The sequence below is a fragment of the Brucella pseudogrignonensis genome (assembly GCF_031454375.1).
Classification (GTDB): Bacteria; Pseudomonadota; Alphaproteobacteria; order Rhizobiales; family Rhizobiaceae; genus Brucella; species Brucella pseudogrignonensis_A.
Window position 1 is genome coordinate 355,174 of sequence record NZ_JAVDQT010000002.1, and the last position, 19,551, is coordinate 374,724.

Below are 19,551 nucleotides of genomic sequence, written 5' to 3' on the forward strand. Positions count from 1 at the left end.
CCCCTCCGCAGCATATATCGAAGGACAAAACGTGCCAAAAACGATTGATTACTTCTTTTCCATCGGATCACCATGGTCTTACCTTGGGCTTGATACGCTAGAGGAACTCGCAGAACGGCATGTGGTCGAAATCAAACCCTATCTTGCAACTGTGATTGAAGAAAACGGCGGCATCTTTTCGCGCAACCGGCCGGAAGCCCGGCGTGCTTATGGTACACAGGATCTTAAGCGCTGGGCCAGATTTCGTGGCAAGCCGCTTTTGATTGATGACAGGCCCGCTCTAAGCGATCCAACTCCCGCTTCCTTCAGTGTGATCGCGGCCTATCTGGATGGTCAGAACTGGCTGCAACTCACCCGCGTTCTGCAAAACGCTTTCTGGTCCGAAGCAAAGGATATTGGCAATCCAGAGGTCCGCAGGGCGGTCGCGGATGAAGCGGGTTTCGATGGCGCATATCTCATCGGGCGCGAAAATGATCACGATGTTCAGGCTAAGTGGAAGGCTGATCGTGAGCGTGCTGTCGATAAGGGTGTGTTCGGTTTCCCAACCTATATCTATGACACAGAGACTTACTGGGGGCAGGATAATCTCGGCTTTCTAGCAAGCCACTTGCGGGGAGAAACTTTTTAAATTCAAATGGCTGCATTAGAAACTTCAGATAATGCAGCCAGTTGTTACATCGGCTTTTATCGAAGTGCGTAGCCTCCGTCCGGATAAAGCGTTGAGCCGGTGACAAAGCGGTTTTCCATGAGATAAAGCACAGTATCAGCGATCTCCTGCTCAGTTCCCGGACGCCCGACAAGTGACGCTCCGCGGTAGTGTTCAAAGGCCATTTCGCGTATTTCCTGCGGGCGATTTTGCCACAAGTGGCCATCGATTGTGCCCGGTGAAATCGTATTCACACGGATGGGGGCGAGATCAATTGCCAGTCCACGGCCAAGTCCTTCAATCGCACTGTTACATGCGGCATAGATCGCTCCACCCTTGATCGGTCTCGCACCAGCGGCACCTGCCATCAATGTTATCGACCCCGTTTTATCGAGATAAGGAAGAGCCTGCTTTACAGCCCAGTACTGCCCCCAGAATTTGGAGCGAAATGGACTTTCTATTGCTTGCTCATCATTGCTGTCGATGCCAGCAATTGTGTAGGTTGCTGCCGAAATAAACAGATGATCGAATTTCCCCGCTGTATTGAAAAAAGCTGCAAGCAATTCATGGTCAGATGTATCGACCTCTAAGGCTTTCGCGGGTTCGCCTAAGCTCGCCTTTGCCTCCTGTAGTTTCTGAGCGTTGCGTGCGCCAATGACGACATGAGCACCTTTCGCTATGGCATTTTGAGCAACCGAAAAGCCGATGCCTGTGCTGCCACCAATCACAACAATAGTCTTGTCTTTCAATGCATCTGGCATGCTTTCGCTCCTCGAATACTGGATTTCTATGCGGAGCAATTTACCATGGATATAAATTCGCATTTCTGGCATTTAATATAGTCATATAAGACACATAGTATCGAGTGATGATCTCAAACGAACGATTTAACGGTATCAGAGCTTTTGTTCAGGCAGAGCAGTCGGGCAGTTTTGCTGCTGCATCTGCCGTGCTGGGACTGTCGCAATCCGCAGTCAGTAAGGCTGTTGCGCGGCTTGAAGAGCGTCTCGGTGTTAGGCTGTTTCAACGGACCACCCGTAGCTTAAGCCTCACCGACGAGGGGCGTGTCTATCTCGAAAGCTGCCGCCGTGCGCTTGAAGAACTCGCCAATGCAGAGATGGTGCTTTCCTCGCGTCAGGAAGTGCCGACGGGCCGCGTCAGGATTAATTTGCCAGACTTGTTCGGGCGCAGACGCATCGCGCCAATTCTGATCCAACTGGCGAAAGAACATCAGAATCTTCATTTCGAGGTTTCGTTTGAGAACCGCATCGTAAACCTTATTGAAGAAGGTTTTGATTTCGCGGTTCGCATTGGCCATCTGCCGGATAGCATAGACCTTTTTTCAAAATGCATTGGCCAGCAAGATATTATTCTGTGTGCAGCGCCCAGCTATATCGCTTTGCATGGCGAACCGGTGACGCTGGAACAACTCGTTGAGCATAGCTGTATTACGCAGTTTCGTGGTGGGCACGTTGAGCCATGGATGACGCTGAACGCTAAAGGAGAGGCCGTTCGATGCGAGATGCGCGCCAATCACAGTTTTGCTGGCTATGACATGATCGTCGATGCGGCAGTTGCGGGTCTTGGTCTTGTACAGGTGCCGCATTGGCTGGTTGAAGATCAACTTGCATCCGGTGCACTGGTTCAGGTGTTATCAGGCGTTAAAATGCCGAGATTACCCATCCATATTCTGTGGCCGGGTGGGCGCATTGTTGCTTCGCGCGTGCGGGCAACGATTGACGCTATAGCAGAGGATTTACGACGGGTAGCACCGCGCTCAATTTGATAAGCGCGGCGCAAGTCACATTATTGGCTGGAAAGACTATTTCCGGCTGGAGCGCTAAGTTCGAAGAGATGTGCTCCGTTCTCCGTGCTGATTTCTCGATAGCCGATGATACGAAACCATTTGACGACGTCAGGACGATCTAGCCAGCTTCGGGAATGGATGGGGCGGTCGCCCGATAAGGCCTGAATTTGCCTTATATGCTTGCGGCAAAACCGAACTGACCGCGCATTGAAAAAGTCTTCTTTGGCCGCAAAAAGCGTATCTGTTGCGTCGTCAGCTTCCTGCCATGCAATGATCGCAACAACTCTATCGCCTTCGATTAGAGCATGTGCACGACCTTCACTAAGATTCATCGTGAAATTGTCATGGGCAGTTTTGACGTCTTTTCCGGCAGCGTTGTATTCCGTAGCCATCCGCTCTGAAAGGTCGTGAAAAACGCTCTCAAGATCACCGACACTCGCTGTGCGTGCTTTCATCTTTCTGACCTCCCTTTGTTGTTTTCCTCCCAAGCCAGACGACAATTTGATTATCCTCAAGGCGGTTGGGAGCCACATCTTCAACGATAAAACGTCGATGTCGGTTCCACTAAGAAATTATGCCACGTCGAGTTTATGGATAAAACCCAAGAAAGACGACGCTATATCTTGGGTCAAAGTTTAGCATCTCTATGTGACAGATGATGAGCACGATGATGCATGAATCACGGAAATATGAAGTGTTAATTCCTTGAGTGGCGCAGGCTGCGCAATCATATTTCTTAGCTCAATGAGTGTGCAGTCGTAAAATCACCGATCCTACTAGCACTCATCAAGACGGTCCCGAATTTCGCAATAGCCTCAGGAACAATCAATTGACAAAGTCTCTTCATCTTACGGCGTTTATGCGCCCTGTAAGTCTTCACACTGGCGCTTGGCGATATCCCGGCGCCTATGCCGATGCGAATTTCAATTTTCATCATCTGAAAGCTTTTGCGCAAAAACTGGAGGCGGCCAAGTTCGACGCATTTTTCATGGCAGACCATCTTGCAGTCCTTAACATGCCGGTTGAGGCACTGAAGCGCAGTCATACGGTTACGTCGTTTGAACCATTCACGCTGCTGTCAGCTCTGGCCGCAGTGACTGACAAGATTGGGCTAGCTGCGACTGCTTCCACCACCTTTGACGAGCCTTACCATATTGCCAGACGTTTTGCCTCGCTTGACCATATTAGCCAGGGACGTGCAGCGTGGAACATCGTGACGACATCCAATCCCGATTCAGCACTTAATTTTGGCAAGGACGAGCATGTCGAGCATGGCGAACGCTACAAGCGTGCGCGTGAGTTCTATGATGTTGTAACGGGACTATGGGACAGCTTTGCGGATGATGCATTCATCCGGGATCAGGAAAGCGGCATTTTCTTTGATCCATCCAAGATGCATGTTCTTGACCATCATGGCGACGATTTTAACGTGCGTGGGCCACTCAATATCGCGCGCCCTGTACAAGGATGGCCGGTGATTGTTCAGGCTGGTCAATCAGAACCGGGCCGTCAGCTTGCGGCAGAAACTGCGGAAGTGGTGTTTTGTGCGCCGCGAGACATTGTTGAATCAAAAAAGCTTTATGCTGATTTGAAGTCGCGGTTGGCTGCGACTGGACGTGCGCCAGCATCGTTGAAGATATTGCCTGCAGCCTTTATCATCCTTGGCGATAGCCTTGAGGAAGCCAAGCAGAAGCGTGCGAAGCTCGATAGTCTTGTTCACTATGATAGCGGTATCGCATCGCTATCGATTGCTCTTGGTCATGATGTATCAGGCTTTGATCCAGACGACTATTTGCCTCAAATTCCCGAAACCAATGCAAGCAAGTCGGGCAGGGCGCAGGTGCTTAAACTGGCCGAAGAGGAAAAGCTGACTGTCCGTCAGCTCGCCCAGCGTTACGGCGGCTATTCGGGTCTTGCTTTCGTCGGAACCGTCGAAAGCGTTGCAGATGAAATGCAGAAATGGCTGGAAGAGGATGCCAGTGATGGCTTCACGGTTGTTTTCCCTTTCCTGCCGGAAGGCCTTGATGATGTGGCGGAAAGACTGGTGCCTGAGCTACAGCGCCGTGGTATTTTCCGCACGGATTATGAGGGCAGCACGCTGCGTGAACATTTGGGCTTGCCGCGCCCTTCAAACCGCTTTTTTGATGGCAGCTAAGGTGTCTGACTTCTGAACCGATGTAGCGGGATGGATCGGTATTTTCAAACCGAGATTGTCCCGCAATGTCGTTCCATCATAATCGCTGCGGGCAAGCCCGCGGCGACGAAGCTCCGGCAGAACCAGCTCGGCAAAGTCTTCCAGACCTGCCGGGAAGATAGGCGGCATCACATTGAAGCCATCCGCGCCATAGGTTTCAAAACGCTCTTCGAGCGCGTCAGCCACTTCCGTCGCCGTGCCGACGATTTGCAAATGACCACGCGCGCCCGCAACCCGTAGATAAAGTTCGCGAATGGTCAGATTTTCGCGCCTCGCCAATTCAAACAGAAGCTCTTGTCTGCTTTTGCTGCCTTGAGTTTCCGGCAACTCCGGCACGGGACCGTCGAGATCGAACTGCGAAAGGTCGGGGCCGGACCAGCCCGAAGACAGAATATTGAGCCCCACAGACGGGTGAATGAGGTTTTGGAGCTGATCGAACTTATCCTGAGCCTCCTGCCTCGTGCGACCAACAACCGGAAAAATGCCCGGCATGATTTTGATATCGTCGGCATCACGGCCATAGTGCGCTGCACGCTGTTTGACATCCTTGTAGAAAGCGGAAGCTTCCTCAACAGTCTGCTGTGCCGTGAAAACAACATCCGCACTTTTTGCTGCCAGTTCCTTTCCTGCTGCCGATGAGCCGGCCTGCACCGTCACCGGATGCCCTTGCGGCGAACGCGGCACATTCAACGGTCCCTGAACTGAGAAGTGCTTGCCTTTGTGATCAAGCACATGCCGCTTGTTAGGGTCGAAAAACCGTGCCTGCTCCTTGTCATAAAGAAAGGCATCATCTTCCCAGCTGTTCCATAGCCCCGTGACGACATCGGCAAATTCTTCCGCGCGTTCATAACGGTCGGCATGTTCATAATGACGGTCGAGATTGAAATTGCGCGCCTCAAAGTCGCTGGCCGAAGTCACAAGGTTATAGCCCGCGCGACCACCGCTTAAATGGTCAAGTGAGGCAAATTTTCGTGCGATGTGAAAAGGCTCATTGAAGCTTGATGAGGCCGTCGCAACAAGACCGATGTGGCTGGTGACAGCCGAGAGCGCGGACAAAAGCGTGAGCGGCTCAAACTGTGCTACATAGCTGTGCGCTGTGCGGCTTAAAATTTCGAGATTGTCGCCGCGAGTTCCTGCGCCATCGGCAAGAAACAGCAGATCGATTTTGGCTGCTTCTGCCAGCGAGGCAACGTTGCGGTAATAGTCGAAATTGATGCCAGCATTTGCAACAGCATCCGGGTGCCGCCATGCAGCAATATGATGGCCGACCGGATAGACGAACAAGCCAAAACGCAGAAAACCCTCACGCTTTGCCATTTCAGGCGCTCCGCGCCTGAGATGGTGTTGCAACGGATAAGGCTGGCAGTTCCAGATTGGCGCGGAAGTCAGAACCGATATACTCCGTATCAATCAACGACCGGCGTCGAAGCTCCGGGATCAGACCATTCAGCAGCAAATCTTCCTGATCAGGATTACCAATGCCGTGCAGTGTGAGAACGTCAACAGCACCCGTATTGAAGCGTTCTTCAATCGCATCAACAAGTTGCTCCGGCGTACCCGCAATCGACCAGTGACCGGTTTCCTGTGCCTCAATAATCAACTGACGCAGGGTCAGACCTTCACGCGCATAGCGGCGGAAGACTTCAACACGGCCCCGGCGGCGGTTAATGCTGGTGACTTCCGGCAGCAGGTTTTCCGGTAGAGACTTGTCGAGCGGCAGATCGCTCAGATCAATATGGCCGCCGAGCATATCTGCAAGTTTGACACGTCCCTGTTCATAGTCGATTGCTTCATGCTTGTCTTTCAGACGGCGAGCGACATCGGCTTCCGATGAGCCAATCAGCGAATGAAGCGAGTTCATGATGAATGGCAGATTGTTGCCACGGCCAAACTGTGCTGCTCTGCGGCGCAGCTCGGTGGCAAAGGCCACAGCATCTTCAAGCTTTGGCTGTGATGTATAAACGACCTCCGCATAGCGTGCACCAACTGTGACACCGGCGTCGGATTGGCCGGCCTGAAACTGAACCGGACGACCCTGCGGCAGAGGTGGCACATTCAGTGGCCCTTCGACGCTGAAATGCTTGCCCTTATAATTGATCGGGTGAAACTTTGCCGGATCAACCGCGATATTACCCGACGCTTTGCGGGTGATCGCATCTCGCTCATTTGCATCATAAAGCGCGTTGACGATTTCGATAAATTCTGCGGCCTTCTCGTAGCGTTCCTCAGGGCTTGGTAATTCACCGCCGAAATTTTCTTCGCCGACCGAAGAAGTCACGGCATTCCAGCCCGTTCTGCCACCGCTCAAATGATCCAGCGTTCCGATCTGGCGTGCGAGATTGTAAGGATGCAGAAATGTCGTTGAGACGGTCGCAATAAGCCCGATATGCGATGTGGCATGTGCCAGCGCTGCAAGCGCGATAACCGGGTCTTGCGTGCCGGTGGTGCCTGCAAGACCCGCTGGATCAAGTTGCAGAAGGTCGGCAGTAAAAAGACCGGTGATTTTCTCGGCTTCAGCCTTCTTTGCCAACTCTATCGCGCGTTTGAACCCAAAGGTCTTGTCCTGGTCATTGTCCGCGGAAACAACGTTGCTTGCACCGAACAGGGTTTTCAAGCGGCGGGTACGTGTTCTTGTCATGGAAGTATCCTCGTTTTTATGCCGCGCTTATTGTTGGTACTGCATCAAGCAGGGCGCGTGTGTAATTGTGCTGTGGTGTGGAAAAGACGTTTTCAACGGCACCACTTTCGACAATGCGACCATCTTTCATCACTATTACGCGGTCCGTCAGATGGTGGACAACGCCAAGATCGTGGGAAATGAACAGAAGCGATGTGCCGGAGACCGCTTGTAGCTCGGCCAGAAGGTCGAGCACCTGAGCCTGCACCGATACATCAAGCGCGCTTACAGGCTCGTCGGCGACCAGCAATTTCGGGCGCGGTGCGAATGCACGCGCGATGGCAACACGCTGGCGCTGACCGCCCGACAATTCACGGGGATAGCGCTTGAGAAACTGTGCCCCCAGACGCACGGCATCCAGCACTTCCACCACGCGCTTGCGGCGTTCATCGCCATAGACATGAACTGAATCAAGGCTTTCACCGACGATCTTTTCAACCGTGTAACGCGGATCAAACGAACTGAGCGCATCCTGCGCAATCAGTTGCATATGCGCCCGCTGCGCGCGACGTTGCTCCTCGCGCAGATTGCTCCAGAGTCTGCCATCAATATGCACAGTACCCTGATCGGGTTCAGTTAACCCCAGAACGATCTTCGCGACGGTGGTTTTGCCAGAGCCGGATTCCCCGACAATGCCGAGCGCTTCGCCAGCTCTCAATGAGAATGAGACATCATTGACGGCCAATGGCGTGTTGGCTTTGCCATAATGTTTGAAAAGCCCCTTGGCTTCCAGAACATTGGTGCTCTCATCGATGCGCTTTGCTGGCAGAGCCACCCTGACTTGCGGTTGGTGCGGCTGTGCTGGCGATAGCCGGTAGCCGCGCGACCCGGCCGACGGTACGGCTTCAAGCAAATGTCGCGTATAGGCTTCCTTCGGCGCACTAAGTATCTGCCTTGTTGGGCCTTCCTCAACGATGCGGCCATTGTGCATGACCAGAACGCGATCGGCCAGCCGTGAAACAACAGCAAGATCATGGCTAATCAGCAGAAGTGTGTGTCCCGCCCGGCGACGCTCCGCAAGAAGATCGAGGATCTGCTTCTGAACCGTCGCGTCAAGCGCTGTGGTCGGTTCGTCGGCAATGAGCAGTGACGGCGAACGGGCAACCGCTGTTGCGATCAGCGCGCGTTGCCGCAAACCGCCGGAAAGCTGATGTGGATATTGCAGCAATCTGCGATCAGGGTCGGGGATACCGACCGAGCGCAGCAATGCCTTGCTGCGATCCGTGACATCGGGCCTTCGGAAAAAGCTTGTTGTCCCGAAGGCATCGGAAAGCTGTTGCGAGATACGACGTAGCGGATCGAGCGACACCAGCGCGTCCTGCAGGACAAAACCGATTTTGTTGCCACGAAGACCGCGCCATTCCTTATCGCGGTAATCAAGGACATTCAGACCATCGATCTCGAAAAGGTCTGCCTTGACGATAGCGCTTGGGCCTGAAAGTCCGATCAGTGCTCGTGCCGTCACTGACTTGCCCGAACCGGACTCTCCAACAAGCGCCACCGTCTCACCGGGGTGAATGGTCAAATTGATGCCTTCGACGACTTTGACCAACTGGTCGTCGCGTTGAAAGCTGATGGATAGATTGCGAATTTCAACAAGGGGCGTTGTCATGACTGCCTCCGGCCTTCAAAGGCAAGTTGCCAGCGCCGTCCGAGAATGCTGATGGAGATAACGGTGAGTGTGATGGCCAGACCAGGCCAGACGCCAATCCACCATGCAACACGCAGATAATTGCGCGCTTCTGAAAGCATTGCGCCCCATTCGGGAGCTGGTGGCTGTGGTCCCATACCAAGAAAGCTCAAACCCGCAGCACTTATGATTGCTGTGCCAAGCCCGATTGTTGCAAGAATTGGTACCTGCGCAATGGCGTGGGGCAATACGTGCCGCAACACGAGGATATGACGCTTCAGCCCAAATGTTTTCGCCTGCTCGACATAACCGCTTTGCGCAATAACAAAGGTCTGCGCGCGCACGACGCGGGCGAAACGCGGAATGATGGCAACCCCAAGCGCAAAGATCAGATTGACGGTGCCCGGTCCTGTGAACGAGATGAAAACAAGAGCCAGCAGCAGATCGGGAAAGGAAGACACCACATCGAGAAAGCGGGAAATTGCTTCATCAATCAGGCCGCGCGATAGTCCAGCCAGCAGCCCTAAAATCGAGCCAGTGATAGCACCGATAGCCACAGCACTAAAGCCGATCAGTACCGAATAGCGCGCACCGTGAACCACGCGCGAAAACACGTCGCGGCCAAGATGATCGGTGCCAAACCAATGCTCTGCCGACGGCGGCAATTGTGCTTGTAGGGGATCGGCCAGCAATGGATCGGCTGTTGTGAGTAAACCCGGCCAGAGCGTTGCAACGGCAATGAGCGTTAGAAAGAGTGATGGTAGTGCCAGTGCCGGGCGCGAAAGGACCAATCGGGTTAGATCACGTAAGCTTGTGCCAGCCGGTTTTGCCGTCGAGTGTGTTTCAAGTGCGGGGGTGACACTCATGATCTATCTCCGGCCTTCGGTTCTCAGGCGCGGATCAATCAGCAGATAGAGCACATCAACGATGGTGCTCATCACCACATAGATAAACGCCGAGAAAATAGCGACAGCCAGCACCACCGGCAGGTCGTGATAAAGCACTGCATCAACGGTGATGCGCCCAAGACCGGGTCGCCCGAAGACGGCTTCGGTGATGACAGCACCTGAAAGAAGTCCACCAATCAGCCAGCCGGTCAGTGTCACTGCTGGTAGCGATGCATGGCGCAAACCATGTCTCAAACGCAGCACAAGATTGCTGGTCCCCCAACTGCGCACTGTAAGCGCAAAGGGTTCTTCCAGTGCGCGTTCCAGACCTTCGCGCAAAACCTGTCCGATCACCGCGCCTAAAGACAAGCCAAGCGATAGAGCTGGAAGAACGAGTGCTGCGAAATTCCTGTCCCCCGACACCGGAAACAGCTTGAGTGTGAAGGAGAAGACGAAGAGCAGAACGATGCCAAGCCAGAAGGATGGCGTTGAAATCAGAACCAGTTCTGTGCCGGCCGCGATTGAGCGCGGCAGCTTTTTACCGGCTGTCAAAACAGCGCTGCCCACAGCAAAGACTATTGCCACAAAGAGCGCAGCACCCGCGAGCTTGAGCGTCGGCCACATCTGCGAAAACAACAGCTGTGAAACGTCTGTTTGCAGATAATAGGAGCGACCAAAATCGCCATGCAGAATACGTCCGAGATAGGACAGGTATTGCATGAAGATTGGATCATCCAGCCCCCATTCAGCGCGAATGGCAGCTTCGACTTCAGGCGTGCGCAGCTGCTCGCCAATCAGTATGCTGACGATGTCGCCCGGCGCGAGGTGGACGCTGATGAAGCTCAAGGTGATTGCCGCCCAAAGAACCAGCAGGCCTGAGCTTATGCGCAGAGTGATTTGTCCCGTAAGGCTGTTCCGCGGGACTCCGAAACGCCGGGGCAACCAGCTTGCGGGTGCGCGACCGATGGTCGTGGTATTTTCAGCATCCATGATCTGTAGCTCCTCTGTGCCGAAGTCCGCAGGACGGCGTGTTTATTCGCTGCGCCAGATATTGTGCGCGCTTTCAGGAAGTTGCTTGAATGGGCGGAAGCTGATGCCTTTGACATAGCTTGCAGCCGCAACCTGATCTTCAGGCTCGTACAGCGGCAAGGCATAGGCCTGATCCAAAATGGCGAAGTTTTGCAGCTTGCTGTAAAGCTCAAACCGCTTTGCCTGATCGAGCGTTGAGGCGGCTTCATTCAACCATTGCGCTAATTCAGGTGCTGAAGCGCGGCTGTAATTGATGTAACCGCCCTTATCGAGTGGCAGGTAATGCAGCTCGATATCGATAGCGTCGGTTGGCGTGTTGGAATTGGCAATCGAGCCAAATTCGCCGGTCTTTCGGCGATCTGTGTAGGTTCCAGCATCCACATAAACGATCTTGAGATCAATGCCCGCACTCTGGCGCGCCTGCGCCTGCAAAGCCTGCAAGAGAACGTCGCGCTGGTCACGCACTGTTGCCTGTGCCTGAATAACTTCGATGGTCAGCGGCTTGCCATCCTTGGTGCGGAAGCCTTCGGCATTGCGTTCCGTCCAGCCTGCTTCATCGAGAAGCTTGTTGGCAAGCTCTGGATTTGCACCGTACTTTCCTTCGATGCTTTTATCGTAGAACTGCGGATCAATAGGCGAAGTGATGCCCCATGCGCGGGTGCGTTCCCCGCGATAGACAGACTTGAGAACGGCATCGACATCAATGGCTGCAACCAGTGCTTTGCGAACATTAAGCTCCTGCGTCGGCCCCCATTCGACATTGAGGAAAAGCGAATAAGGCGTGCCCGTATTCAAGGCCGTCTGATATGTGAAATCAGGATTGTCCTTGAACAAGGCCGCATCATTGCCGGAAACACCTTCAATGACATCAACCTGACCAGACGTAAGAGCGCCGGTTCTGACCGAGGACTCGCCTAAGAAACGGTAGGTCACTTCATCCAGATAGGCTGGACCCTGATGAGCAGCATTTGCCGGTGCCCAGTTGTAATCCGGGTTTTTTGCGAAGTTGAGTTCCTGTCCTTTGGCATAGCGCTTCAAAATGAAAGGACCAGTTCCTGCAATCTGAGGTCCGCCGGATTTGATTTCTTCAGATTTGAATGCAGCAGGTGAGAGAATTTCCAGACTGGCAATATAATCGAGAAATGGCGCGTAAACGGCTTTTAGCGTGAAACTGACGGTGTTTTCGTCAAGCGCTTTCGCTTCTGCAATGCGCGACACGGGACCGGTGCTTGTGCTGCCGGAATAGGCCGGGTCTTTGAGCGCAGTAATGTTCGCTACCACGGCTTCCGCATTGAATTTTTCGCCGTCCGTAAACTTCACATCATCGCGTAGCGTGAATGTGTAGGTTTTACCGTCGTCCGAAATCTTATGATCTTTCGCAAGCCAGGATACATAACCGCCGTCAGCGGTGCGTGCGAGCAGCGATTCATAAGCATTGCGCAGCAGAAGTTTGGTTTTGTCCTGACCATTGAGTTGCGGATTGAGCGTTGCAGGCTGGGTTTCAACGCCCCAGACCAGCTTGCCACCTTCAACGGGTTTGGCATCTTCCGCGAAAGCGATTTTTGGCAGTGCGACCGCTGCGAAAACTGCGGTTCCGAGTGTCAGGAAATATCGGCGATTAAGCATGTATCGGTCTCCCGTCAAAAGGATGAAATTAATCTTGAATCCAGATGTCGTAGGCGTTTTCCGGAAGCCGCTTGAAAGGGCGAAAGCCAATGCCTTGAACGCGAGATGATGCGACGATCTGATCGGCAGGAACGTAGAGCGGTAGGCCATAAGCCTGATCGAGCAACGCAAAACGTTGCAATTCTGCGTAAGTCTCAAAGCGCTTTTTGGGATCGAGCGTGGAAGCACCTTCGTCCAGCCATTGCGAGACTTTGGGGTCTTCCGTACGGCTATAATTGATCGAGCCGCCCTTATCGCGTGGCAGATAATGGAAATAGATGGTGACGCCGTTTTCCTGCGTCGTGGTTGAGTTTGGAATAATGCCGTATTCGCCGTCTTTCTGACGGCTGGAATAGGTGCCCGCATCGACATATTGCAGCGCAATATCGATGCCTGCATTCTGTCGGGCCTGTGCCTGTACAGCTTGCAACAGAATATCCCGCTGATCACGCACGGTGGATTGCGACTGCACCACTTCGATTGTCAGACGTTTGCCGTCTTTGGTGCGGAAGCCGTCGGCATCGCGTTGCGTCCAGCCGGCATCATCGAGAAGCTTATTGGCAAGTTCTGGATTAAACCCGTAAGTGCCTTCAATCGACTTGTCGTAAAAGTCAGTGTCAGCGGGCGTAAGAATGCCCCAGGCACGTTCGCGCTCACCGCGATAAACCGACTGAATAATACGCTCCACATCAATGGCCGCCAACACGGCTTTACGCACATTGACGTCGGAAGTGGGTTCGCGGGTGATGTTGAGATAGAGTGTGTAGGGTGTTCCGGTATTAAGTGCAGCCTGATAGGTAAACTCCGGATTATCCTTGAAAAGTTGCGCATCATTGCCGGAGATACCTTCTGCAGCATCAATCTGCCCGGAAGTGAGCGCGCCGATACGCACTGAGGATTCAGGCAGGAAACGATAGGTCACATCATCGAGATAGGCCGGGCCTTGATGTGCGGCATTTTCGGGCGCCCAATTATAATCCGGGTTTTTAACGAAGCGGATTTCCTGACCCTTGATATAACGGTCGATAACAAATGGCCCGGTTCCTGCGACTTCTGTTCCACCAGCCTTTAGCTGTGTAGACTCAAATGCTTTGGGCGAGATCAGTTCAATGCCTGCCGCACCATCCAGAAAAGGTGCGTAAACGCGGTCGAGTTTTATAACGACGGTCAGCGGATCAACGGCGATGACTTCGCTGACACGCGCGACATGGCCTGCACTGATGCTTCCTGAATAAGTAGGTTCTTTGAGTTTGCTAAAGTTGAGAGCAACAGCCGCCGCATCGAATTTCTCACCATCCGAAAACTTCACGCCGTCGCGTAGTTTAAACGTGTAGGTTTTGCCGTCTTCAGAAACTTCATAGCTCTCAGCAAGCCACGGCACATAACCACCCTCCGGTGTGCGGGCCAAAAGGGATTCATAGCTATTGCGCAAGATGAGCTTGGCTTTGGCCTGACCGTTCAAATGCGGATTGAGCGTGCTTGGCTCTGTCTCAACACCCCATGTGAGAGAGCCACCGCTGACTGGTTTGGCTTCCGTTTGAGCGTAAGTTGTCGTTAAGCCTGCGGCGATGGTGAAAGCAATAGCGCTGGCGCCTGTAAGAAAAATTCGTCTTGTTACCACGTTGATCATCCAGTGTCGGGAAATTGTGAAAACTTATGCCGCGATTGCCGGGCGATTATCGGCGAGCAGCTCAATGGTTTTGAGACGATGGCTGCCTTCTGAAACAGGGCAGTCGATAACGAATTCAGCGATGCCAAACTCATGATGCAGGCGTTGAAGTTCTACGTGAACATGGAGGGCTGTGCCGCGAATGACATGCGGCGTGCGTTCCTCAATTGTGTATTCAGTGGCGCCTGCCTGCCTTACATATTCCAGCGCTTGCTCACGGCTGCCGACATTGACAGGCTGCGAGCCTTTAGCGGCTACCCGGAAACGACTTGTGTTAACGGCCAGTTTTTCCGCCTCGGCATCGCTCTCAGCAACAATAACGCTGACCGCTAAAATGGCAGGGCGGTTCGCAATTGCCTGATAGGCTTCCACCGCTTCTTTGATGGCTGCCGGATCGCCCTGAATGTGGCCAGCATAGACGAAATCCCAATTGAGACGCCCCGCAAGTTGAGCGCTTTCAACACTGGCGCCAAGCAAGCAACGGTCAGGCTTTTGCGGTGGAACCGGATAGGCTGCGAGGTCGTTTTCGTCGTCAGCAGTTTTGATGGAATGGTCTAAGTACTGGTCAAGCTCATTCAGTTGTTCTTCAAAGGATGGCTTGCGTGCAGGATCATAAGCACCTTGCAAAGCACGCGTTGAAAGCGGGAGGCCACCCGGCGCTTTCCCCACACCCAGATCAATGCGTCCGGGGGCAAGCGAAGCAAGCAGATTAAAGTTTTCAGCAACCTTGTAAGCACTATAGTGCTGCAACATTACGCCGCCCGAGCCGATACGAATATGCTTCGTATGTGCCAGCAAAAAGCTGATCAGAACTTCCGGTGATGAACTCGCAAGTGCGGGCGAGTTGTGATGTTCGGCCACCCAAAAGCGGTGAAAGCCTGCGGCCTCTGCTTTCTGTGCAAGCTTTATCGTACGGCTGAGTGCCGATCTGGCATCTTCGTCGTCATGAATAGGGCTTTTGTCGAGAAAGCTAAGCGCATAAGGCATGTTATCCTCATCAGTAAAATCAATGAAGATGTAGCCTATGTTTTTTGTAGAGTTTTAATCTAGCAATGTTCTTCTAATATTTATTATCTGATTAAACGTTCATGCCGTGCAAATCATAAAACAAAGATGCACCGTATAGAAAATATGCTTTTCCGTGTTTTGGTTTTGCTTCCTGTAAATCGATCATGGATAGGTATTTATTTCTTCGGAGGTCTGTTATGGTAGATATTATTACCCAGTCGTCGCTTTTGGATCCCGCCGCGCAGCCACTTATTGATGGCTTGGTGCATGAATATGACAGCCGCTATGCGAATCTGGATCGTCCTGGTGGTGCTCGTTCGGAAATCCTGCGCTATCCCACGGAAGCCTTCTCACCACCCCTTGGTGGCTTTTTGCTGTTGCAGCGTGACGGTGAGACTATCGCCGGTGGTGCATTTATGAGCCATGATGACGAGACCGTTGAACTCAAGCGCATCTGGACGGCATCACATTTGCGCAGGCAGGGACTGGCGCGCCGCATTGTGTTCGCGCTCGAAGAAGCTGCCGGAGAACTGGGTTATACGCGGTCCTATCTTTCGACAGGCTTCCGCCAGCCAGAGGCTACAGCGCTTTACATTTCGCTCGGCTATCGCCCGCTGTTTGATACGTCAGTCGATGTTCAGCAATATCGGTCACTCCCTTTTGAAAAACACATTGGCTCCAAGTTGGGACATCCAATTGCGACGCCAATTTATTCGGCTGCGGCTTCATTTGAAGAGGCAACGCAGCGCGTGCAGGAACGTAAGGCCGTGCAGGAAGCAAAAATTCTCGCGCGACTTCAAAGCTATCGCGAAACGGCCGCTTAAGGGGAAAGCATATGCCACTTTCACATATTGAACATTTTGCCTTTCTCATTCCCGGCAGTCACCGTGAGGACAATCCGGCGCAAGGCATCGAAGATACGTTGCAACTCTTTGAGCATGGAGAGCGGCTAGGCTATGACAGTGGCTGGGTGCGTCAACGACATCTGGAGCGTGGCATTTCTTCTGCATCGACCTTCCTTGCAGCGGCATCGCAGCGAACCAAACGTATCGGTCTCGGCACCGCTGTTATTCAGCTTGGCTATGAAAATCCGTTTCGGCTGGCCGAGGACTTGGCTACGGTCGATTTGCTTTCTCACGGCAGGTTGAATGTTGGTGTTTCGGTTGGAGCACCGCCTTTTGCGCATCTAATTGAGGGCTTCGTTGATACTGTTCCAATTGCAGATTACAGCCATGCGCGGGCTGAAAAACTGGCGCGTGCCTTACGCTCAGAGCCGCTTTCGGGTGAGACTGAAGCGGGCAATGCTGCTGGCGCTCAAATTCCACGTTTAAGGCCGTTCGCTGAAGGGCTGACCGACCGCTTATGGTATGGCGGTGGTTCGCAAAACTCCGCTAAATGGGCGGGTCAGGCTGGTTTCAACCTTTTAACCGGCAACATTGTCAGTGGTGAAAACACAGACGATTTTCTGACCGCGCAGAAAGCGTTGATTGAGCGATTCCGGCAAGAATGGGTCCATGAACGTGCGCCGCGTGTTGCTCTGGGTCGTGTGATCTTGCCAACCGATAGCGCCAGTCCGGATGCCCGCCGTCGCTATGCCGAATTTGTTGCTGAGCGCGATAAAAGGACGGGCTTTGCTCATGGTCCACGTCGCACACTGTTCTTGCCGGATATCGTCGGCACGACTGAAGAAATTCTGGAAACTCTTTCCAAAGATCCGGTTCTGCCGTTGGTGTCAGAGTTTCGTCTGGAGTTGCCTTATGAGTTCTTTGCTGAGGATTACGCGCAAATTTTGAGGGATTTCGCAAAGATCATTCCAGCCTCCGGCGCTTCTCGCCCAGAACTCAGCGCCGTTCGTGCTGGCTAGCTATCAATCAATTTTTGACGATCGGAATAAAGACATGACGCAATCCAAAGGTCTGCTCTTCGGTGTGGGTATCGATGTGGCTACCGCTTCACAGAACAGTGACAAGCCATCGCGACAGTTCTGGACCGAGCTGACAAAGCCGTTTGACGACGAGTTCGCATTTCTGACGTTGGAAGATGGTTTTGCCAACAAGAATGACGACGGTCTGGATGCCATATTGCTGGCAAACTGGCTGGCACCGCGCTTGGCCAATATCGGGATTATCGCTGGTGCGGCGGTTAATTTTTTGGAACCGTTTCATGTCTCAACTGCCATTGCGACGCTGGATTATGTCAGTGAAGGGCGGGCAGGTATTCTGGTGCAAGAACTTGCCAAAGACCGAAATATCGAGGCCGGACAGGCTCTGGGTGTTTTAAACGGCTACCCTTCGTTAGAACAACAAGCACTTGATCGCGACACGCAAGACGCAATCGAAGTTATCCGCAGGCTTTGGGATAGCTGGGAAGATGATGCGGTCATCCGCGACAAGAAAACCCAGCGTTTTCTTGATGCTTCCAAGCTTCATTACATTAAGTTTGAAAGCGATAACTTTCGGGTTCTTGGGCCGTCGATAACACCGCGCCCACCGCAGGGACAGCCTGTCGTTGCGACCACAATCACCAACCATAATGACATTGTCAAAGCACGCGGCGCTGATGTCGTTTTCGCTCCAGCGAGCGGCGCGTTGTTGAAGGCCATAGGCGAGACTGCACACGTCGTTGTTGGCGATATCGAGCTTTCAGAAGCACCAAATGTTGAGAAAGTGATTGAGAGCATTCTCCAGACCCAAGTGCTTGGTGTGAAAGGCATAAGGTTGGTGTTGTCCGACCCGCAATCACAAAGCGATTTTGTTTTGAATGAGCTGCTGCCAGCACTGCGTGCACAAAATCTAATCCGTAAGGCCGAAGGCACCACTTTGCGTGCGCGCTTTGGTCTGCCGGAAGCAATCAATCGTTACTCAACAGCCGCCTGAGTGAAGGAACCAGGAAAATGACAAAGCTGAAGCAGGTTATTCTCGGAGCGCAGTTTCCGGGCGTCAACAATTTCACGGTTTGGAGCGATCCGGCAGCAGGTAGCCAGATTGAGTTTTCATCGTTCAGGCATTTTGCCGAGACTATTGAGCGTGGAAAATTCGATTTCATCTTTCTTGCGGAAGGTCTGCGGGTACGCGAGCAAAAAGGCAAGCTGCATGAACTCGATGTAGCAGGCCGTCCGAATACGCTGGCTATTCTCACGGCATTGTCTTCCATCACCGAACACGTCGGGCTAATCGGTACACTCACAACCACATTTAACGAGCCTTATGCACTTGCTCGTCAGCTCGCGACATTTGATATTCTCTCAGGGGGTCGTGCGGGCTGGAATGTGGTGACGTCACCCGGTGCTTTTACTGGCGCAAATTTCCGGCGTGGTGATCATCTGCCGTTTAAGGAACGCTATGAGCGCGCGCGCGAGTTTTTGGATGCAGCTCGGAAAATCTGGGCGGGCGGCGACTTTGCTTTCAAAGGTAAGCACTTTGATATTGCAGGTCATTCAAATCTGGCGCCGTTGCCGCAAGGCGCGCCTGTGATCGCACAGGCGGGCGACTCGCAGGAAGGACGGGAGCTGGCCGCGAGTCATGCTGATGTCATTTATTCGCGCCATGGTACACTTGAAGCCGGTCAACAGTTCTATCGCGATGTGAAGCAGCGCCTTACACATTATGGACGTAGCCCGGATTCACTCAAAATCTTGCCGGGCGCAAATTTTGTTCTGGGCGACACGCAAGAGGATGCGCAGGAAAAATTGCGTCAGATAAGGCTTCAGCAGGTTAGCCCTAAATCAGCGATTACATTTCTGGAACAAGTCTGGAACCGCGACCTTTCAAGCTATGATCCCGATGGTCCTTTGCCGGAACTAGAGCCGGATGTAGCACATGAGCAATTGGCTCTGGGGCGCGCGACACGCTACGATGATCGTCTTGAGACTGCACGGACATGGCGTGAGCTTGCTGAACGCGATAAGCTCAGCATACGTGATCTCATCATCAAGGTCACAGCGCGGCAGGAGTTTGTCGGTACGCCGCAAACAATTGCGGATGAAATCAACACCTATGTTCAAGCAGATGCCGCCGACGGATTCGTCTTTGCTCCGCATCTTACGCCGGGCGGCTTTGATGAATTTGTCGAAAAGGTTATCCCTATTTTGCAGGATAAGGGCGTGTATCGCGAAGAATATTCAACAAGCACATTAAAAGGTAATCTGGGCCTAAATTTTTAACATTCGATTTTGTGGAATTATTGCGAAGCGCATCATATCTATGATCACGGTATCTGATATATTTCCCATAAAAGAATCCAAGGCTTTAGCAGATGTCTTAAGTTTAAGACATCTGCACGGGCTCGTATTGAGATCATGGGCGACGACGATCGAATCTAACTAGGCCACTTGTGACGG

The 19,551-nt window shown here is 52.8% G+C and carries 17 protein-coding genes; 7 read left to right on the forward strand and 10 right to left on the reverse strand.

From position 1 onward, the window contains the following. Positions 1-31 precede the first annotated feature (31 nt). Positions 32-628: a 2-hydroxychromene-2-carboxylate isomerase gene (locus J2782_RS09525; RefSeq protein ID WP_310011795.1), complete on the forward strand. Its 597-nt coding sequence runs from the start codon at positions 32-34 to the stop codon at positions 626-628. 56 nt (positions 629-684) lie between these two features. Here J2782_RS09525 and J2782_RS09530 read toward each other — a convergent pair whose 3' ends face one another. Continuing rightward, positions 685-1,407: an SDR family oxidoreductase gene (locus J2782_RS09530; RefSeq protein WP_310011797.1), complete on the reverse strand. Its 723-nt coding sequence runs from the start codon at positions 1,405-1,407 to the stop codon at positions 685-687. Positions 1,408-1,514: 107 nt separating this feature from the next. Between J2782_RS09530 and J2782_RS09535 the strand changes: the two genes are divergently transcribed. Continuing rightward, complete coding sequence (locus J2782_RS09535; protein WP_310012303.1) at positions 1,515-2,432, forward strand: LysR family transcriptional regulator; 918 nt, start codon at positions 1,515-1,517, stop codon at positions 2,430-2,432. Between the two features lie 20 nt (positions 2,433-2,452). Here the strand turns inward: J2782_RS09535 and J2782_RS09540 are convergent, their stop codons facing one another. Continuing rightward, the gene (locus J2782_RS09540) at positions 2,453-2,908 is read right to left on the reverse strand and encodes a hypothetical protein (RefSeq protein ID WP_310011798.1); all 456 of its coding nucleotides are present in this window, start codon (positions 2,906-2,908) and stop codon (positions 2,453-2,455) included. 374 nt (positions 2,909-3,282) lie between these two features. Between J2782_RS09540 and J2782_RS09545 the strand changes: the two genes are divergently transcribed. Beyond that, positions 3,283-4,608 (forward strand): LLM class flavin-dependent oxidoreductase, encoded by a 1,326-nt coding sequence (locus J2782_RS09545; protein WP_310011800.1) that lies wholly within the window; start codon positions 3,283-3,285, stop codon positions 4,606-4,608. On the opposite strand, the gene J2782_RS09550 is transcribed toward J2782_RS09545, so the two are convergent. From J2782_RS09550 to J2782_RS09585, 8 genes are read right to left on the reverse strand one after another with little or no spacing between them, the layout of a single operon-like run. After that, positions 4,582-5,964 (reverse strand): LLM class flavin-dependent oxidoreductase, encoded by a 1,383-nt coding sequence (locus J2782_RS09550; protein ID WP_310011802.1) that lies wholly within the window; start codon positions 5,962-5,964, stop codon positions 4,582-4,584. The two genes, J2782_RS09545 and J2782_RS09550, sit on opposite strands and share 27 nt — an antisense overlap. A gap of 1 nt (position 5,965) precedes the next feature. Then, positions 5,966-7,285 carry an NtaA/DmoA family FMN-dependent monooxygenase gene (locus J2782_RS09555; RefSeq protein ID WP_310011804.1) on the reverse strand — a complete coding sequence of 440 codons (1,320 nt, stop codon included), beginning with the start codon at positions 7,283-7,285 and terminating at the stop codon, positions 5,966-5,968. Between the two features lie 16 nt (positions 7,286-7,301). Further along, the gene (locus J2782_RS09560; RefSeq protein WP_310011805.1) at positions 7,302-8,936 is read right to left on the reverse strand and encodes a dipeptide ABC transporter ATP-binding protein; all 1,635 of its coding nucleotides are present in this window, start codon (positions 8,934-8,936) and stop codon (positions 7,302-7,304) included. After that, the gene (locus J2782_RS09565; protein WP_310011806.1) at positions 8,933-9,820 is read right to left on the reverse strand and encodes an ABC transporter permease; all 888 of its coding nucleotides are present in this window, start codon (positions 9,818-9,820) and stop codon (positions 8,933-8,935) included. Before J2782_RS09565 ends, J2782_RS09560 begins: the two co-directional genes overlap by 4 nt. Before the next feature lie 3 nt (positions 9,821-9,823). Beyond that, positions 9,824-10,831 carry an ABC transporter permease gene (locus tag J2782_RS09570; RefSeq protein ID WP_007878999.1) on the reverse strand — a complete coding sequence of 336 codons (1,008 nt, stop codon included), beginning with the start codon at positions 10,829-10,831 and terminating at the stop codon, positions 9,824-9,826. 42 nt (positions 10,832-10,873) lie between these two features. Then, a complete protein-coding gene (locus J2782_RS09575; protein WP_310011810.1) occupies positions 10,874-12,496 on the reverse strand; it encodes an ABC transporter substrate-binding protein in 1,623 nt (540 codons plus the stop codon). Positions 12,497-12,524: 28 nt separating this feature from the next. After that, complete coding sequence (locus tag J2782_RS09580; RefSeq protein ID WP_310011811.1) at positions 12,525-14,156, reverse strand: ABC transporter substrate-binding protein; 1,632 nt, start codon at positions 14,154-14,156, stop codon at positions 12,525-12,527. 33 nt (positions 14,157-14,189) lie between these two features. Continuing rightward, positions 14,190-15,191: an LLM class flavin-dependent oxidoreductase gene (locus J2782_RS09585; protein ID WP_310011814.1), complete on the reverse strand. Its 1,002-nt coding sequence runs from the start codon at positions 15,189-15,191 to the stop codon at positions 14,190-14,192. Positions 15,192-15,409: 218 nt separating this feature from the next. Here J2782_RS09585 and J2782_RS09590 point away from each other — a divergent pair, with 218 nt between their 5' ends. Genes J2782_RS09590 through J2782_RS09605 form a run of 4 tightly spaced genes read left to right on the forward strand, consistent with a single transcriptional unit; the run spans position 15,410 to position 19,374 of the window. Then, positions 15,410-16,036, forward strand: coding sequence for a GNAT family N-acetyltransferase (locus J2782_RS09590; protein ID WP_310011816.1), 627 nt, complete (start codon positions 15,410-15,412; stop codon positions 16,034-16,036). Positions 16,037-16,047: 11 nt separating this feature from the next. Then, a complete protein-coding gene (locus J2782_RS09595) occupies positions 16,048-17,076 on the forward strand; it encodes an LLM class flavin-dependent oxidoreductase (RefSeq protein ID WP_310011818.1) in 1,029 nt (342 codons plus the stop codon). A gap of 34 nt (positions 17,077-17,110) precedes the next feature. Next, on the forward strand, positions 17,111-18,088 hold the full coding sequence (locus tag J2782_RS09600) for an LLM class flavin-dependent oxidoreductase (protein WP_310011820.1): 978 nt from the start codon (positions 17,111-17,113) through the stop codon (positions 18,086-18,088). A gap of 17 nt (positions 18,089-18,105) precedes the next feature. After that, positions 18,106-19,374 carry an LLM class flavin-dependent oxidoreductase gene (locus J2782_RS09605; RefSeq protein WP_310011821.1) on the forward strand — a complete coding sequence of 423 codons (1,269 nt, stop codon included), beginning with the start codon at positions 18,106-18,108 and terminating at the stop codon, positions 19,372-19,374. The last annotated feature ends 177 nt before the right edge of the window (positions 19,375-19,551 follow it).

Coding starts and splice junctions, on each gene's coding strand:
- J2782_RS09530 (WP_310011797.1), bottom strand. CDS start 1,407: ATGCCAGATGCATTGAAAGACAAGACTATTGTTGTGATTGGTGGCAGC.
- J2782_RS09535 (WP_310012303.1), top strand. CDS start 1,515: ATGATCTCAAACGAACGATTTAACGGTATCAGAGCTTTTGTTCAGGCA.
- J2782_RS09540 (WP_310011798.1), bottom strand. CDS start 2,908: ATGAAAGCACGCACAGCGAGTGTCGGTGATCTTGAGAGCGTTTTTCAC.
- J2782_RS09550 (WP_310011802.1), bottom strand. CDS start 5,964: ATGGCAAAGCGTGAGGGTTTTCTGCGTTTTGGCTTGTTCGTCTATCCG.
- J2782_RS09555 (WP_310011804.1), bottom strand. CDS start 7,285: ATGACAAGAACACGTACCCGCCGCTTGAAAACCCTGTTCGGTGCAAGC.
- J2782_RS09560 (WP_310011805.1), bottom strand. CDS start 8,936: ATGACAACGCCCCTTGTTGAAATTCGCAATCTATCCATCAGCTTTCAA.
- J2782_RS09565 (WP_310011806.1), bottom strand. CDS start 9,820: ATGAGTGTCACCCCCGCACTTGAAACACACTCGACGGCAAAACCGGCT.
- J2782_RS09570 (WP_007878999.1), bottom strand. CDS start 10,831: ATGGATGCTGAAAATACCACGACCATCGGTCGCGCACCCGCAAGCTGG.
- J2782_RS09575 (WP_310011810.1), bottom strand. CDS start 12,496: ATGCTTAATCGCCGATATTTCCTGACACTCGGAACCGCAGTTTTCGCA.
- J2782_RS09585 (WP_310011814.1), bottom strand. CDS start 15,191: ATGCCTTATGCGCTTAGCTTTCTCGACAAAAGCCCTATTCATGACGAC.
- J2782_RS09590 (WP_310011816.1), top strand. CDS start 15,410: ATGGTAGATATTATTACCCAGTCGTCGCTTTTGGATCCCGCCGCGCAG.
- J2782_RS09595 (WP_310011818.1), top strand. CDS start 16,048: ATGCCACTTTCACATATTGAACATTTTGCCTTTCTCATTCCCGGCAGT.
- J2782_RS09600 (WP_310011820.1), top strand. CDS start 17,111: ATGACGCAATCCAAAGGTCTGCTCTTCGGTGTGGGTATCGATGTGGCT.
- J2782_RS09605 (WP_310011821.1), top strand. CDS start 18,106: ATGACAAAGCTGAAGCAGGTTATTCTCGGAGCGCAGTTTCCGGGCGTC.